Below are 15733 nucleotides of genomic sequence, written 5' to 3' on the forward strand. Positions count from 1 at the left end.
CCCGATCGTTCGGAGAAGCCTATGACGACCCCTTGCATCATCACGGTAGCAATCACCGGCTCGGTGCCGACGAAGAAAGACAATCCGGCCGTACCGATCACCGTCGAGGAGCAGGTCGAGTCGACACAGGCTTCGTTCGAAGCAGGCGCGAGCCTCGCGCATTGCCATGTGCGCAACGATGACGGCACAACGACATCGGATCCGGAACGTTTCGGCCGTCTCGTCGAGGGGCTGAAGAAGCACTGTCCCGGCATGATCATCCAGCTCTCCACGGGCGGGCGCTCCGGCACCGGCCGCGAACGCGGCGGCATGCTGCCGCTTGCGCCCGACATGGCCTCGTTGTCCACCGGCTCATGCAATTTCCCGACGCGGGTTTACGAGAACTCGCCGGAGCTGGTCGACTGGCTCGCGTCGGAGATGATCAAATACAACGTCAAGCCGGAGATCGAGGCTTTCGATCTGTCGATGATCTTCCAGGCGGTAAAGATGCAGAACGAGGGCAAGATCAAGGGCCCGCTGCACGTGCAGTTCGTGATGGGCGTGAAGAACGCGATGCCCGTCGACAAAGCGACCTTCGACTTCTACGTCGCGACCTTGAAGCGCCTCGCGCCGGACGCGACCTGGACCGGCGCCGGCATCGGCAAAGGTCAGCTCGAACTCAACCGCTGGAGCCTGGAGGCCGGGGGCCACTGCCGCACCGGCCTCGAGGACAACATCCGCTGGGATGCCAGCGGCAAGCTCGCACCGTCCAATGCCGCGCTCGTCAAACGCGTGGCGGAGATGTGCGCCGAATATGGCCGGCGCCCGGCGACACCGGCCGAAGCGCGGCAACTCTTGAAGCTGGCGGCGTAGTCGAGGATTACGCCACAACCTCAGTCGTCATGCCCCGCGCAAGCGGGGCATCCGGTACACCGCAGCGACTATTGTGATTCCCGGGTCGCCCGCTTTCGCGAGGGCGAGCGGGCCAAAGCACCTCGGTGCCGATCAGCGTGATTTCGTAGCGCAAATCACCTGGCCGCACTTCTCGACAGAAGCGACAACCTGCGCCAGCGTCTTCGGCCCCGGATAGCCGACGATAGCGACGCCTTTGATGACGAAGCCGGGCGTCGCGGCGATCTTCAAGGCGTCGCCGAGGCGCACGTGCTTGAGCATCTTCTGCGTGAGGCCTTCGTCGTTCGCGACGGCCGCGACTTCGGTGCCTTCGAGGCCGACATCCTGCGCCGCCGCCAGCGCACGCTGGCCGTCGATCACACCACGGCCTTCGTAGACCTTGCGATGAAAGGCGTAAAACTTTTCCGGCGCCAGTTTGGCCACGGCGAATTCGACGCGTCCGCCGAGGATCGACGGGATGCCGAGCACCGGATAAGGCACCAGGACCAGCCGCACTTCCTTGTTGCTCGCGACCAGCGCATCGACATCGGCGGAAGCGCGACGGCAATAGGGGCAATTGAGGTCGTAGAACTCGGCGAGCGTTACCTTGCCGTTCGGATTGGCGACCACGACCGCGCCGGGCAACTTCTCGACCTGGCTTTCCAGATCGGGCGAGATGCGGTGATTGGCGATGATGGTGCCGTCATCGGCCTTGATCGGAAGCTCGCCCTCGTCGGCCTGGGCACCGAGCGGCGCGACGATCAACAAGGCGGCGAACAGCAGGCGCGAAAGAGAGGTCATGGCCAATGGATCGCAGTGGAGGACGGCCTCCACATGACCGGCATGTAATTATATAGCGAATCACGAATACGTGAGGCCGCTCAGGCGTTACCGAGCAGCAACGGCAACCGCGCGCGATTGAGCGCCAACCAATGCAATGTCAGGAGCAGCGGGCCGTTATACATCTTGTTCTCGCCGAGAGCCGCGATGGCGTCGTCGAACGACACACGCAGGACGTCGATGTGCTCGTCGTCGGTGGCAGTACGCAGCGGCGTCTGTCCTGCATCGATCGCGGCGAGGAAGACGACGACTTCTTCGTCCGTGATGCCCGGCGTCGTGAAGTAGCGGAACAGCTCGACCAGCCTGTTGGGGAAGACGCCGATTTCCTCGGTGCATTCGCGGCGGGCCGCGTCGATCGGCTGCTCACCCGCCTCAATGCCGCCCGCCACCACCTCGATCAGGTCGCCTTGGCCGTTTGCGAGATGCGCCGGCAGGCGGAACTGGCGAATGAGCACCACTTCCTCACGGGCGAGATCGACCGGCAGCACAGCGACGACCTTGCCGGCGCGCAAGACGTCGCGCTGCTGCTTTACGCGCTCGCCGCCGCGAGGCAGCGACAGCGTGTAGCGCAGATAGGTCCGATAGCCTTTCGCGAGCAGTTCCGGCGCCGACACCGCCACGTCCCCGGCGGGTCGGTCGACCAAATCGCGCTTGTCCGCCATGACCCGCCTATTGCGACACGACGCCCTCGGGCGCGGTCTCCATCTTGAAGGCGGCGGCGAACAAGGCGCGCGTGTAATCGCTCTTCGGATGCTTGAATAATTCGGCCGCCGCGCCCTCTTCCACCATCTTGCCATTGCGCAGAACCAGCACGCGGCTGGCCAACGCCGCGACCACGCGTAGGTCGTGCGAAATGAACAGATAGGTAAGATCGCGCTTTTTCTGCAGGTCGCGCAGGAGATCGACCATCTGCGCCTGGATCAGCATGTCGAGCGCGCTGGTCGGCTCGTCCAGCATGATGAAGGTCGGCTCGAGCACCAAGGCACGCGCGAGCGCGATACGCTGGCGCTGGCCGCCGGAGAACTCGTGCGGATAACGATGACGCGTCTCTGGATCGAGACCCACGTCGTTGAGCGCGGCAACGACGCGCCGCTCGCGCTCGTCGGCGCCGAGCTTGGGATGATGCACCCACAGCCCTTCCTCGATAATGTCGGAGACCGACATGCGCGGCGAAAGCGAGCCGTAAGGATCCTGAAACACGATCTGCATGTCGCGCCGGAACGGCCGCATTTCCTTGAACGTCAGGCCTTGCAGCGGCTTGCCCATGTAGACGATCGGACCGTTCGACGAGATCAGCCGCAGGATGGCGAGCCCGAGCGTCGTCTTCCCGGAGCCGGATTCGCCGACGACGCCCAGTGTCTCGCCTTTGCGCAGTTCGACCGAGATGCCGTCGACCGCCTTGATGTGGCCGACCACCTTGCGCAGGAAGCCGCGCTTGACCGGGAACCAGACCTTCAGATCGTCGGTCTTCACCACCACCGGCGCGTCGGGGCGCGGCGGCGCCGGATCGGGCTTCGGTTCGGCGGCGAGCAGCGCTTTCGTATAGGGGTGCTCCGGCGCGGTGAAGACGCGCTCGATCGGCCCCTGCTCGACGATCTTGCCGCGCTGCATGACGCAGACCCTATCGGCGATTTTGCGCACAATGCCGAGGTCGTGGGTGATGAACAGCATCGACATGCCGAGCCGCTGCTGCGTGTCCTTGAGAAGCTTGAGGATCTGCGCCTGCACGGTGACGTCGAGCGCCGTGGTCGGCTCGTCGGCGATCAGCAGCTCCGGCTCGTTCGCCAAGGCCATCGCGATCATCACGCGTTGGCGCTGGCCGCCAGAAAGCTGATGCGGATAGCTGCCAAGCCGGCCTTGCGGATCGGGAATACCGACTTGGGTGAGCAATTCCACGATGCGTTTGCGCGCCGCCTGCCCGCTCATGCCACGGTGCAACAGCAGCACCTCACCGATCTGCTTCTCGATGGTGTGCAGCGGATTGAGCGAGGTCATCGGCTCCTGGAAGATGATGCTGATGTCGTCGCCGCGAATCTTGCGGATCTCGTTCTCCGGCATAGCCAGGAGCTCTTGCCCCTGGAAATGAATTGTGCCCGAGGGATGATGGGCGGCCGGATACGGCAGCAGCTTCATCACCGACAACGCGGTGACCGATTTGCCGGACCCCGATTCGCCGACCAGTGCCATGGTCTCGCCTTTGGCGATGTCGAACGAAACGCGGTCGACCGCCAGCACTTCGCGCTTGCCGGCGCCGAAGGCGACGGAGAGGTCGCGGATGGAAAGAAGCGGGTCGGTCATCTAAAAGTCTTTCGCGGATCGAAGGCGTCGCGCACGGCCTCGCCGATGAAGATCAGCAGCGACAGCATGATGGCGATGGAGAAGAAGCCGGTGAGGCCGAGCCACGGCGCCTGCACATTCGCCTTGCCCTGGCTGAGCAACTCACCGAGCGAGGGCGATCCGGGCGGCAGGCCGAAGCCAAGGAAGTCGAGCGCCGTCAGCGTCATCACCGACGACGACAGGATGAACGGCAGGAACGTCATGGTCGCCACCATGGCGTTCGGCAGCAGATGGCGGAAGATGATCGTGCCGTTCGACACGCCGAGCGCGCGCGCCGCCTGGATGTACTCGAAATTGCGCCCGCGCAGGAATTCGGCGCGCACCAGGCCTACGAGCGACACCCAGGAGAACAGCAGCAGAATGCCGAGCAGGACGAAGAAGCCCGGCACCAACACCGAGGAAATGATCAGCAACAGATAGAGCGATGGAATCGCGGTCCATATCTCGATGAAGCGCTGGAACAGCAGGTCGGTCCAGCCGCCGAAATAACCCTGCACAGCGCCGGCCGCGACACCGATCACCGAGGAGACGATGGTGAGGCACAGGCCGAACAGCACCGAGATGCGGAAGCCATAGATCAGGCGCGCCAGCACGTCGCGGCCGCCATCGTCGGTGCCGAGCCAGTTGTATTCGAGGTTGCCGCATTTGGCGAAACCGTTCTTGGCGGCGAAGTCGCAGTCCTTCTGCGTCAGCATCCAGGTCGGCTTGGACGGGAACGGCGACGGCGGCTTCGACACCTGCGTGTTGTAGGCGAAGCGGATCGGCGGCCAGACGACTGTGCCGCCTTCCTTCTGAATGAGCCCCATCAGGTAGTCGTCGCGATAATCGGCCGCCGTGCCGAACAGGTTCGGATCCTGATCCTTGGCGAAGGCCGTGTCGGGATAGGTCATCACCGCCGGGAAGAAGGTCCTGCCATTGACGTGAATGAAGATCGGCTTGTCGTTGGCGATGAACTCCGCGAACAGCGAGACGATGAACAGCGCGAGGAAAATCCACAGCGACCAGTAGCCGCGCCGGTTGGCCTTGAAGTTGTCCCAGCGCCGCTTGTTCAGCGGCGAGATGCGGATCCAGCGCCGCTCGGGCGGCACGTCGAGACCAGAAACGCCGACCGCGGTCGTGTCCGGCGACTTGATGGCGGTGCGTGCGTCCACGGCTCACACCTCCCGCGTCTCGAAATCGATGCGCGGATCGATCCAGGTGTAGGTGAGATCGGACAGGAGATTCACCACCACCCCGACCAGCGAGAAAATGTACAGCGTCGCGAAGACTACCGGATAGTCGCGGTTGAGCACGCTCTCGAAGCCGAGCAGGCCGAGGCCGTCGAGCGAGAAAATGGTTTCGATCAGCAGCGAACCCGTGAAGAAGGCGTGCACGAAAGCGCCGGGGAAACCGGCGATCACGATCAGCATCGCATTGCGGAAGACGTGGCCGTAAAGCACCTGATTGCGGCTGCAGCCCTTGGCGCGCGCGGTCAGCACGTATTGCTTGCGGATTTCGTCGAGGAACGAGTTCTTGGTCAGCAAGGTCATCGTGGCGAAGGCCGACAGCGCCATCGAGACGATCGGCAACGTCAAGTGCCAGAAGTAATCGAGAATCTGCTTGTACCAGGGCAGCGACCAGAAGTTCTCCGACACCAGGCCGCGCAAGGGAAACCAGTCGAAGAACGAGCCGCCGGCGAACAGGATGATCAGGAGAATGGCGAAGAGGAAGCCCGGAATGGCGTAACCGATGATGATGACGGTCGACGTCCACATGTCGAACTGCGAGCCGTCGTCCACCGCCTTCTTGATACCGAGCGGAATGGAGATCAGATACGTCAGCAGCGTCATCCAGACGCCGAGCGACATCGAGACCGGCAGCTTCTCCTTGATGAGCTGAATGACGCTGACGTCCCTGAAATAGCTGTTTCCGAAGTCGAACCGGGCGTAGTTCCACAGCATGATGAAGAAGCGTTCGTAAGCCGGCTTGTCGAAGCCGAACTGCTTCTCCAGTTTCTTGATGAACTCCGGATCCAGCCCCTGCGCGCCGCGATATTTCGACGACACCGCGTCGAACTGCGCGCCGCCTTGCGCCGCGCCGCGCGCGCCGAAGTCGCCGCCGCCGCCCGAAATACGCGAGGTCGCGCCCGTATCAGAGCCCGTCAGCTTGGCGATCACCTGCTCGACCGGGCCGCCGGGCGCGAACTGCACCACGACGAACGACACCAGCATGATGCCGAACATCGTCGGTATGATGAACAGGAGGCGGCGGAGGATATAAGCGGTCATGCTGCTATTGGCTCTTCTGCTCGATCGCCTTGGCCTTCTGCGGCTCGGCCCACCAGGTGTCGGGAATGCCCCGGAAGTAGCGCGGCTGCCGGTCCGGGCGGCCGAATATGTCCCAATAAGCGATCCAGTGCGACGCCTTGGACCACTGCGGTACCCAGTAACGCCCCGCGCGGAAGACACGGTCGAGCACGCGGCAAGCCGAGGTCAGTTCGTTGCGGGTCTTGGCGTTGACCACATGTTCGATCATCGCATCGATCGCCGGATCGGCGATACCGGCAATATTCTGCGATCCTTTTATCGCCGCCGCCTGCGACGAAAAATAGGTGCGCAATGAATCGCCCGGCGTCGACGAAAAGCTGAACCGCTGCATGGTGATGTCGAAGTCGAAATCGTCGACCCGCTTGCGGTACTGCACCGGATCGACGACACGCAGCGTCGCATCGATGCCGATCGTCGCCAGGTTCTTGAAATAGGGAAAATGATGCGGCTGTAGTCCCGGCTCGTCGAGCAGGAACTCGATGACGATGGGCTCGCCGTTCGGCGTCACGCGCTTGCCGTTCTTGAGCTCGAACCCGGCCTCGATCAGCAATTGATTGGCCCGTCGCAGCCAGCGGCGGTCCTGCCCGGTGGCATCGGTCACCGGCGGCAGATAGGGCTCGCCGAACACCTCGTCCGGCACCTTGCCGCGAAACGGCTCGAGCAGCGCAAGCTCCGCCGCGTCCGGCTTTCCCTTCGCCATCATCGGCGAGTTCTGAAACACCGAATGGGTACGGTCATAGGCGCCGTACATGACGTTCTTGTTCGTCCATTCGAAATCGAAGGCATCGATCATCGCCTCGCGCAGGCGGCGATCCTTGAACTTCTCGCGCCGGGTGTTCATGAACCAGCCCTGCGCGCCCGAGGGAGTATCGTCCGGGATGGTATCGCGCTTGACGCGGCCGTCCCTCATCGCCGGAAAGTCGTAGCGCGTTGCCCAGATCCGCGACGTGAACTCCTCGCGGAAAAGATAGCTTTTGCCGGTGAAGCCTTCGAAGGCGACGTCACGATCGCGGTAGTACTCGTAGCGGATCGTATCGAAATTATTGGTGCCGCGCGCGACGGGCAGATCGGCACCCCACCAATCCTTTACACGATCGAATTCGATAAAGCGTCCAGGCTCGAAGCGCCCGACCTTGTAGGCGCCGCTCCCGAGCGGCGTATCGAGCGTCGATTGATCGAACGGCTGCTTGGCATAGTAAGCGCGCGAGAAGATCGGCAGGCCGGCGACGAACAGCGGCACATCGCGCGCGCGCTTCTCGGCAAAGCGCGCCACCACCGTGCGATCGTCCGCCGCTTCGGCGCCCACGAAATCGCGCAGCTGCTGCGAGATGATCGGGTGGCCCTTTTCCTTTAGCGTATTCATCGACCAAGCGACATCGTGCGCCGTCAGCGGCGTGCCGTCGTGGAATTTCGTTCCGTCGCGCAGCGTGAAACGATAGGTCAGGCCGTTATCGGCGATACTCACGCTGCGGGCGGCAAAGCCGTACATCGCGTCGGGCTCGTCGCCGGAGCGCGCCATCAGCGAGGCAAAGGTGTAGTCCATGCCCAAAGCGCCCTCGCCTTTCAGAATGAAAGCGTTGAGCGAATTGAAGGTCAGAAAGGAGCCGTTGTACGTGCGGCTCGTGACCCATTCGGAGAAGACTCCGCCCTTCGGCGCGTTCGGGTTCACATAGGCGAAATGCGGAAAATCGGCCGGATAATTGAGATCGCCGAAGGCCGACATGCCGTGACGGTCGTTGGCAAGCTCCTGCGCAAAGGCGGAGCGGGATGGCAGAACCATCGCTGCCGCCGCAGCGGCTGTCGATAATACCAAAACGTCCCGCCGGCTTGGGGCGCTCCCTCTCACCGTTGCGGAGAGAGGTGGATTGGAGGGGGACCGACGTCGCGTCATTGAAATTTCCTCGCCCCCTCACCCGACCGGCTGCGCCGGCCGACCTCTCCCCACAGGGGAAAGGTGAAGAAAGAAAGTCCCGGCGAAACTGCCATCACGACCGCTGCGGCACCTTGGCCGCCTTGTCCTTGTCCCACCACCAGATGGTGGGGAAGGCCGGCGATATGTATTTCGGCATATTATCGGGATGGCCGAAGCGGTCCCATCGCGCGGTGCGCGCGAACGGATAAGCCCAGTTCGGCACCACATAAGAGTTCCAGAGCAGCACTCGGTCCAGCGCGTGCGTCGCTGCCACCAATTCCTCGCGCGATTTGGCGAAGATCACCCGCTCGATCATTTTATCGACGGCCGGATTCTTGATGCCGATGTAATTACGCGAGCCGGGGCGGTCAGCCGCCTGCGATCCCCAAAACTCGCGCTGCTCGTTGCCCGGCGACAGCGACTCGCCCCATGAGGCGACGATGATGTCGTAGTCCCACTGGCGCAAGCGGTTCTCGTACTGCGAGGTGTCGACGGTGCGCACCTGAACGTCGATGCCGAGCCGCTGCAGCGCAGGCTTGTAGAACAGCGCGATGCGTTCGAACGCCGGCTGCACCAACAGGACCTCCACGGAAAAAGGCGCGCCGGTCTTGGCGTTGACGAGCTTGGTGTCCTTGATTTCGTAGCCGGCCTCGCGGAGGAGCGTGAGCGCCTGCCGCAGATTGTTACGCACGGCGGTCGGGTCGCCGTTCACCGGATTGGCATAGGGCTTGGTGAACAGATCGGGCGGCACATCGGCGCGAACCGTTTCGAGAATCTCTAGCTCCATGCCTTGCGGCACGCCGCTCGAGGCGAGTTCGGTGCCGAAGAAGTAGCTGTTGATCCGCTTGTACTGGCCATAGAACAGCTGGCGATTCATTTCCTCGAAATCGAAGGCATAATTGAATGCCTGACGCAGCCGGGCGTCCTTGAACTTGTCGCGGCGGATGTTGAAGGCAAACGCCTGCATCACGCCGGAACTGTTCTGCGGAAACTCCTCGCGCACCACCTTCTTTTCGCGAACGGCGGGGAAATCGTACGACGTCGCCCAATCCTTGGCGCTGGTCTCCGTGCGCCAGTCGATCTGATCGCCCTTGAAGGCTTCGAGCGCGACCGTGGAATCGCGAAAATACTCATAACGAATCCGCTCGAAATTGTTGGTGCCGATATTCACGTTGAGGTCCTTGCCCCAATAGTCGGCGACCTTTTCGTAGACGATCGAGCGGCCCGGCGTGAATTCCTTGATGCGGTAAGGTCCGGAGCTAAGCGGCGGTTCGAGCGTCGTCGCGGTGATGTCGCGCTTGTTGCCGGACTTGTCCGTGCCTTCCCACCAATGCTTTGGGAAGATCGTGAGCTGACCGACGATGTGCGGCAGCTCGCGGTTGCCCGGACCGTCGAAGGTGAAGGTCACTTCACGCTCGCCGGTCTTCTCGGCCTTGGTGACGTGGCGGTAATAGGCGGCGAGATCGGGCCGGTTCTCCTTCAGCACATTGAAGGAGAAAATGACGTCCTCGGCGGTGACCGGTTTGCCGTCATGCCATTTGGCTTTGTCGCTGACGCGATAAATCACCCAGGAATGGTCTTCGGCGTGGCGCACGCCGTCGGCCAACAAACCGTACTCCGTCGAGACCTCGTCGAAGGACGGGGTCATTAACGTCTCGGTGATCAGGCCCGTGCCCATGGCGAGGTTGCCCTTCACCAACGCCACGACCTCATTGAAATTGTCGAAGGTGCCGAACCCGGACAGGCGCACGACGCCGCCCTGGGGAGCGGCGGGGTTGACGTATTCGAAGTTCTTGAAGCCCGCCGGATATTTCACGTCGCCGAACAGCGAAAGGCCGTGCTTCCAGTCCGTGCCTTGCGCCGCGGCACGCTCCGACAGCACGCCGGTCCCAATGCCTCCCAACAGCGGACTCGCAAAAGCTGCGGCGGTGCCATGGAGGACGGATCGACGGCTGAATTTCATGCGGGACTGCTCCGGTTTCAGGGCGATAACGCAATCAGGGCCGATTATGTCCGTTTTTCGGTCCCGGGCCAGTGAGCGGTTCCCGAGGGCGCCACAAGGTAGCTCACATTCCCGTGGCCAAACGACGCAATCGGCCCACATCGGCTTACAAACGAAAACGGCCGGGCTTGGGGCCCGGCCGCATTAAAATTCGTCCACCTAGGGCCCTACTTCTTTTCGGCCGGAGCCCCACCCTCGGCGGTCGGCAGCGGCTTGGGGCTGTCCGACAGGGTGCGCAGATAGGCGATCACGTCGGCGCGCTGCTGGTCGCGCGACAGGCCGGCGAAGCTCATGTTCGTGCCCGGAATGTAGCCGCGCGGGCTGGTGAGGAATTTGTTGAGCTCGTCGTAGGTCCACTCGCCGCCCTTGGCCTTCATCGCGGCGGAGAAGTTGAAGCCGCCACGATCCTTGCCGCGCTCATCGCCGACGATGTTGTAGAGGTTCGGACCGACCCGGTTCGGGCCACCCTTCTCGAAGGTGTGGCAGGCGGCGCACTGCTTGGCCGTGGCCTGGCCGCGCTCGACCGACGCGGTGGCGAGCAGCTTCTCGATCGGCTCGGACGGTGCCGGCGCGGCGGCCGGGGCGCCACCCTCATGCTTTTCTTGGACGGCGATAGCGAAGCCCGGCTTGGCCGGCTTCTCAGGGGCGAACAGCGCGCCGGCGCCGATGCTCAGCGCAAGCAACACGAGACAGGTCCCGAGGACGGCACCGAGGATTTTGTTAAGCTCGAAGGAATTCATCGAAATACGGCTCCCGAAAGGGGCGCGAGACGTGCGGGATGCCGCCATAGTCGACGGCGCGGGACAGATACCGGTTTGCCTCCCCTCTGGCAACCCGTATAAGCGCCGCTGTGTACCGGCTTTTCGGCTATCCGCCGGTCATTCTGCGGTACCCATGCCCGACGCCATTATCCTCATCCCGGCGCGCCTCGCCTCGACCCGTTTGCCCGGCAAACCGCTCGCCGATATCCATGGCGCGCCGATGATCGTGCACGTGCTGCGCCGCGCCTGGGAGGCGGAAATCGGCCAGGCGGTGGTCGCGACCGATTCGGAAGCGGTAGCCACGGCGGTCGAGAAGGCCGGCGGCCGCGCCGTGATGACCCGGACCGACCACACCTCCGGGTCCGACCGCATCTTCGAGGCGCTGGAGGCGCTCGACCCCGAACACCGCATCCACGTGGTCGTGAACGTGCAGGGCGACCTGCCGACCATCGACCCCGAGGACATCCGCGCCGCGCTGATGCCGCTCGCCGATCCGGCCGTGGACATCGCCACGCTGGCCGCGCCGATCACCGATCCGGCCGAACTGACCAACCGCAACGTCGTGAAGGCACACGGCACGGTCGTAGCGCCCAACCGGCTGCACGCCACCACCTTCACGCGCGCCGACGCCACCGGCCCGGGGCCGCACTACCACCACATCGGGCTCTACGCCTACCGGCGCGCCGCCTTGGAGCGCTTCGTGTCGCTGCCGCCGTCACCCAACGAGCAACGCGAGAGCTTGGAGCAGTTGCGTGCGCTCGACGCCGGCATGCGCATCGACATCGCCATCGTGAACAGCGTGCCGCTCGGCGTCGACGCACCGGAGGATCTGGAGAAGGCGCGCGCGATGCTCGGTGCCAAGCAATGAGTTTTGCGGAGCCGGCGCGCGTGCTAGGCACCTGCCGGGCTGAGATTTAAAGGCTGGACATGGCAAAGAAGAAAATCGTTTTCCAAGGCGAGCTCGGGGCGAACTCCGATCTCGCCGCACGCAAGGCTTATCCGACCTACGAGCCGGTGCCGGCGCGCACCTTCGAGGATTGCTTTGCCGCGTTGTCCAAGGGCACTGTCGATCTCGGCATGATCCCGATCGAGAATTCGATCGCCGGCCGCGTCGCGGACATCCATCACCTTCTGCCCGACGCCGGCCTGCACATCATCGGCGAGTACTTCATGCCGGTGCATCACCAGCTCCTGGCGCCGAAGGGGGCCAACCTCGACACCATCAAGACCGTCGAGAGCCACGTGCATGCGCTCGGCCAATGCCGCAAGATCATCCGCAAGCTCAAGCTGCAAGCGGTCGTCGCCGCGGACACCGCGGGCTCCGCGCGCGAAGTCGCGGAAGCCGGCGACATCACCCGCGCCTCGATCGCCACCAGCCTCGCGGCGAAGATCTACGGCCTGAAGACGCTGGAGCGCGACATCGAAGACGAGTCGCACAACACAACGCGCTTCGTCGTGCTCTCGCGCAATCAGGCCTGGGCGAGCCCCGACACCAAGCGCACGGTGACCACTTTTGTTTTCCAGGTGCGCAACATCCCGGCCGCGCTCTACAAGGCGCTCGGCGGCTTCGCCACCAACGGCATCAACATGACCAAGCTCGAGAGCTATATGGTCGGCGGCAACTTCTCGGCGACGCAGTTCTATGCCGACGTCGAAGGCCATCCGAAGCAACCGGCGTTGGCGCGCGCTTTGGCCGAGCTCGAGTTCTTCTGCCGCAAGGATACCTTGCGCATCCTCGGCGTTTATCCGGCGCACGCGTTCCGCAAGACGCTCGACTGAACAACGGCGGCGCGACAAGCGCCGCCCTTCCCGCTTATGCTGCGCGCCTTCGGTTCCAAGAGGCCATTAAGAGGCCATCGAGAGGCCACCATGCTCGTCCTTCTTCTTTCCTTGCACATGCTCAGCGCCGTCGTCTGGGTCGGCGGAATGTTCGCCGCCTATATGTGCCTGCGTCCGGCCACCGGCGCGCTGGAGCCGCCGCAACGGCTGGCGCTGTGGCGGCGCTTCTTCGCCAAGTTTTTCCCCTGGGTGTGGGTCTCGCTCGTACTGCTGTTCGCCAGCGGCTATTGGATGCTGGTGACAAGCTTCGGCGGCTTTGCCCACGCGCCGCTGTACATCAACCTGATGCAGACCGTCGCGATCCTGATGGCGGTACTGTTCCTGTGGCTGTTCCACGGCCCGTGGCTGAAGTTCAAGCGTGCCGTCGACGCGCAGGACTGGCGCACGGCCGGACCGCAGCTCAACCGCATCCGCCAGATCATCATGGTCAACCTGCCGCTAGGGCTGATCGTGGCCGTGATCGGCGGCACGGGACGGTATTGGGGATAGACCCAAACGCGCGCCGCACGCACAGCGTCATGCCCGGGCTTGACCCGGGCATCCATGATGACGCCCCGCAAGCACGTCATTACTGGCTCGCTTGTGGAGTCTGAATCATGGATTGCCGGGTCAAGCCCGGCAATGACAGCGCGAACAAACGCCCGAGCTTTAAATCGTCTGATTGTATTCGCCGACTTCCGGATGCGTGCGCAGCACGCCGTCGATCGCCTTGAACATGTCGCGCATGCGCTGCTCCGACGCCGGGCTTTCGACCACGACCACCAGCTCCGGCTTGTTCGACGAGGCGCGCACCAGGCCCCAAGTGCCGTCCTCGACCGTGACGCGCACGCCATTGACGGTGACGAGCTCGCGGATCGGCTGACCGGCGACCTGATCGCCCTTCGCCTTCGCATCCTGGAAGTGCTTCACCACCGCATCGACAACGCCGTACTTCTTCTCGTCGTCGCAATGCGGCGACATGGTCGGCGAGCCCCAGGTCTTCGGCAGCGCCTTGCGCAGGTCCGCCATGGACTTGTCGGGGTTGCGGTCGAGCATGTCGCAGACCGCAAGACCGAAGATCATGCCGTCGTCATAGCCACGGCCGAACGGCTTGTTGAAGAAGAAGTGGCCTGACTTCTCGAAGCCCGCGACCGCGCCGAGTTCGTTGACGCGGCGCTTGATGTAGGAATGGCCGGTCTTCCAGTAATCGACCTTGACACCGTTCACCTTCAGCACCGGATCGGTGAGGAACAGGCCGGTCGACTTCACGTCGACGACGAAGGTCGAATTCTTGTGCAGCGCCGACATGTCGCGCGCCAGCATCACGCCGACCTTGTCGGCGAAGATCTCCTCGCCTTCGTTGTCGACCACGCCGCAGCGATCGCCGTCGCCGTCGAAGCCGAGCGCGACGTCCGCCTTGTGCATGAGCACGGCGTCACGCATCGCATGCAGCATCTGCATGTCTTCGGTGTTGGGATTGTAGCGCGGAAAGGTGTGATCGAGATTGCAATCGAGCGGCACCACTTCGCAACCAACCGCTTCGAGAATGCGCGGCGCGAACGCGCCCGCCGTGCCGTTGCCGCAGGCCGCCACGACCTTGAGCTTGCGCTTGATCTTCGGACGCTTGGTGAGATCGGCGATATAGCGTTCGGGGAAATTCTCGACGAACTCGTAGGAGCCGCCGCCGCTGAGATTGAACTGTGCGCCAAGCACGATTTCCTTCAGCCGCGTCATTTCCGTGGGGCCGAAGGTAAGCGGCCGGTTGGCGCCCATCTTCACGCCGGTCCAGCCATTGTCGTTGTGCGAGGCGGTCACCATCGCAACGCACGGCACGTCCAGTTCGAACTGCGCGAAATAGGCCATCGGCGTGATCGCAAGACCGATGTCGTAAACCTTGCAGCCGGCCGCCATCAGGCCGGAGATCAGCGCCATCTTCACCGACGCGGAGTAGCTGCGAAAATCGTGGCCCGTCACGATCTCCGCCTTGATGCCCATCTCGCGGATCATCGTGCCAAGACCCATCCCCAGCGCCTGCGCGCCCATGAGGTTGAGTTCTTTTTCAAGGAGCCAGCGTGCGTCGTATTCGCGAAAGCCGGTCGGTTTCACGAGCGGCGAGGATTCGTAGTCGTAAGTATTTGGCGTGAGCGCGGATTTCGGCGTCGGAAACATCAAGGTCCTCGAAATGGAAAAGTAAAGCGGGCGGGGAGTTCCATACCTCAACGCGGAACCGACGGCAAAGTGCCGTGCGACTTAGGTCGGAAGATGGCCGGGAAGCTATTGCTCCAGCACCATGCGTCCGCCAGCATATTCATAACGCTTGAGACGCGACAGGAATGAGACGCCGAGCAGGTTCGTATCGAGCGCCCTGTCGGGCAGCACCAGCGCTTGTACGTCGTAGACGGTGATACCGCCGACCTCGATCCGCTCGAGCTTCATCGGCGCGGCCTTGACCTTGCCGTTGGCAGTGGAGACGACGGCCACGTAGTCGACCGGCCGTGGACGGATGCCGATCCGCGCGGCATCGCTCTCACGCAGCGCCACGGTCGAAGCGCCGGTGTCGACCATGAAATCGACGAAGCGTCCATCGATCCGCGCCTCGACCTTGAAGTGACCCATACGGTCGGCGTTCAGCATCATGCTGCGGCCGGATGTTACCGGCTGACGCGGCTCGTTAACAGCCTGGCGCGTCGCGGCCTGCGCAGGTTCGCCGGCGGTAACCGCCTTGTCGGCGTAGCGGGCGACATAACCGCCGATGAGCAGCACGGCGACGGCGAGGATCAGTATCTGGCGCATGACAAGGCCCGTTGGTGGCGGCGGTGTCCTGCCATGGGCCCTGCCAACGCGGGCTTAACGCCAGCACCGGGCGCCCTGGCATGCTGACCAATCG

At 63.4% G+C, this 15733-nt stretch carries 14 protein-coding genes; 4 read left to right on the plus strand and 10 right to left on the minus strand.

Annotated elements, in window-relative coordinates; all coding sequences use genetic code 11:
* The first annotated feature begins 21 nt into the window (after window positions 1-21).
* Entirely contained in the window at window positions 22-852 is an 831-nt protein-coding gene (locus DW352_RS15915) for a 3-oxoadipate:acetyl-CoA acetyltransferase (protein ID WP_115692258.1), read from the plus strand.
* Window positions 853-984: 132 nt separating this feature from the next.
* Here DW352_RS15915 and DW352_RS15920 read toward each other — a convergent pair whose 3' ends face one another.
* From DW352_RS15920 to DW352_RS15955, 8 genes are all read right to left on the minus strand, one after another.
* Window positions 985-1671 carry a DsbA family protein gene (locus DW352_RS15920; protein WP_115692259.1) on the minus strand — a complete coding sequence of 229 codons (687 nt, stop codon included), beginning with the start codon at window positions 1669-1671 and terminating at the stop codon, window positions 985-987.
* Between the two features lie 80 nt (window positions 1672-1751).
* Window positions 1752-2372, minus strand: a complete 621-nt coding sequence (locus tag DW352_RS15925) for an NUDIX domain-containing protein (protein ID WP_115692260.1) — start codon at window positions 2370-2372, stop codon at window positions 1752-1754.
* Between the two features lie 7 nt (window positions 2373-2379).
* Entirely contained in the window at window positions 2380-4008 is a 1629-nt protein-coding gene (locus DW352_RS15930; RefSeq protein ID WP_115692261.1) for an ABC transporter ATP-binding protein, read from the minus strand.
* Complete coding sequence (locus tag DW352_RS15935) at window positions 4005-5135, minus strand: ABC transporter permease (protein WP_245434481.1); 1131 nt, start codon at window positions 5133-5135, stop codon at window positions 4005-4007. Before DW352_RS15935 ends, DW352_RS15930 begins: the two co-directional genes overlap by 4 nt.
* 66 nt (window positions 5136-5201) lie before the next feature.
* A complete protein-coding gene (locus DW352_RS15940) occupies window positions 5202-6314 on the minus strand; it encodes a microcin C ABC transporter permease YejB (protein WP_115692263.1) in 1113 nt (370 codons plus the stop codon).
* A 4-nt stretch (window positions 6315-6318) separates the two neighbouring features.
* On the minus strand, window positions 6319-8133 hold the full coding sequence (locus tag DW352_RS15945) for an extracellular solute-binding protein (protein ID WP_245434132.1): 1815 nt from the start codon (window positions 8131-8133) through the stop codon (window positions 6319-6321).
* A gap of 205 nt (window positions 8134-8338) precedes the next feature.
* The gene (locus tag DW352_RS15950) at window positions 8339-10228 is read right to left on the minus strand and encodes an extracellular solute-binding protein (protein WP_115692265.1); all 1890 of its coding nucleotides are present in this window, start codon (window positions 10226-10228) and stop codon (window positions 8339-8341) included.
* Between the two features lie 206 nt (window positions 10229-10434).
* On the minus strand, window positions 10435-11007 hold the full coding sequence (locus DW352_RS15955; protein ID WP_115692266.1) for a c-type cytochrome: 573 nt from the start codon (window positions 11005-11007) through the stop codon (window positions 10435-10437).
* Window positions 11008-11161: 154 nt separating this feature from the next.
* On the opposite strand from DW352_RS15955, the gene DW352_RS15960 reads away from it, so the two are divergent.
* The 3 genes from DW352_RS15960 to DW352_RS15970 all read left to right on the plus strand — a co-directional run bounded on the left by DW352_RS15960 (window position 11162) and on the right by DW352_RS15970 (window position 13356).
* A complete protein-coding gene (locus tag DW352_RS15960) occupies window positions 11162-11896 on the plus strand; it encodes a 3-deoxy-manno-octulosonate cytidylyltransferase (RefSeq protein WP_115692267.1) in 735 nt (244 codons plus the stop codon).
* A gap of 59 nt (window positions 11897-11955) precedes the next feature.
* Window positions 11956-12807, plus strand: coding sequence for a prephenate dehydratase (locus DW352_RS15965; RefSeq protein WP_115692268.1), 852 nt, complete (start codon window positions 11956-11958; stop codon window positions 12805-12807).
* A 90-nt stretch (window positions 12808-12897) separates the two neighbouring features.
* Window positions 12898-13356 carry a CopD family protein gene (locus tag DW352_RS15970; RefSeq protein ID WP_115692269.1) on the plus strand — a complete coding sequence of 153 codons (459 nt, stop codon included), beginning with the start codon at window positions 12898-12900 and terminating at the stop codon, window positions 13354-13356.
* A 159-nt stretch (window positions 13357-13515) separates the two neighbouring features.
* On the opposite strand, the gene DW352_RS15975 is transcribed toward DW352_RS15970, so the two are convergent.
* Window positions 13516-15015, minus strand: coding sequence for a phosphomannomutase/phosphoglucomutase (locus DW352_RS15975; protein WP_115692270.1), 1500 nt, complete (start codon window positions 15013-15015; stop codon window positions 13516-13518).
* Between the two features lie 105 nt (window positions 15016-15120).
* A complete protein-coding gene (locus DW352_RS15980) occupies window positions 15121-15639 on the minus strand; it encodes a TIGR02281 family clan AA aspartic protease (RefSeq protein ID WP_115692271.1) in 519 nt (172 codons plus the stop codon).
* Window positions 15640-15733: the final 94 nt, after the last annotated feature.

It is taken from the genome of Pseudolabrys taiwanensis (assembly GCF_003367395.1).
Lineage (GTDB): Bacteria > Pseudomonadota > Alphaproteobacteria > Rhizobiales > Xanthobacteraceae > Pseudolabrys > Pseudolabrys taiwanensis.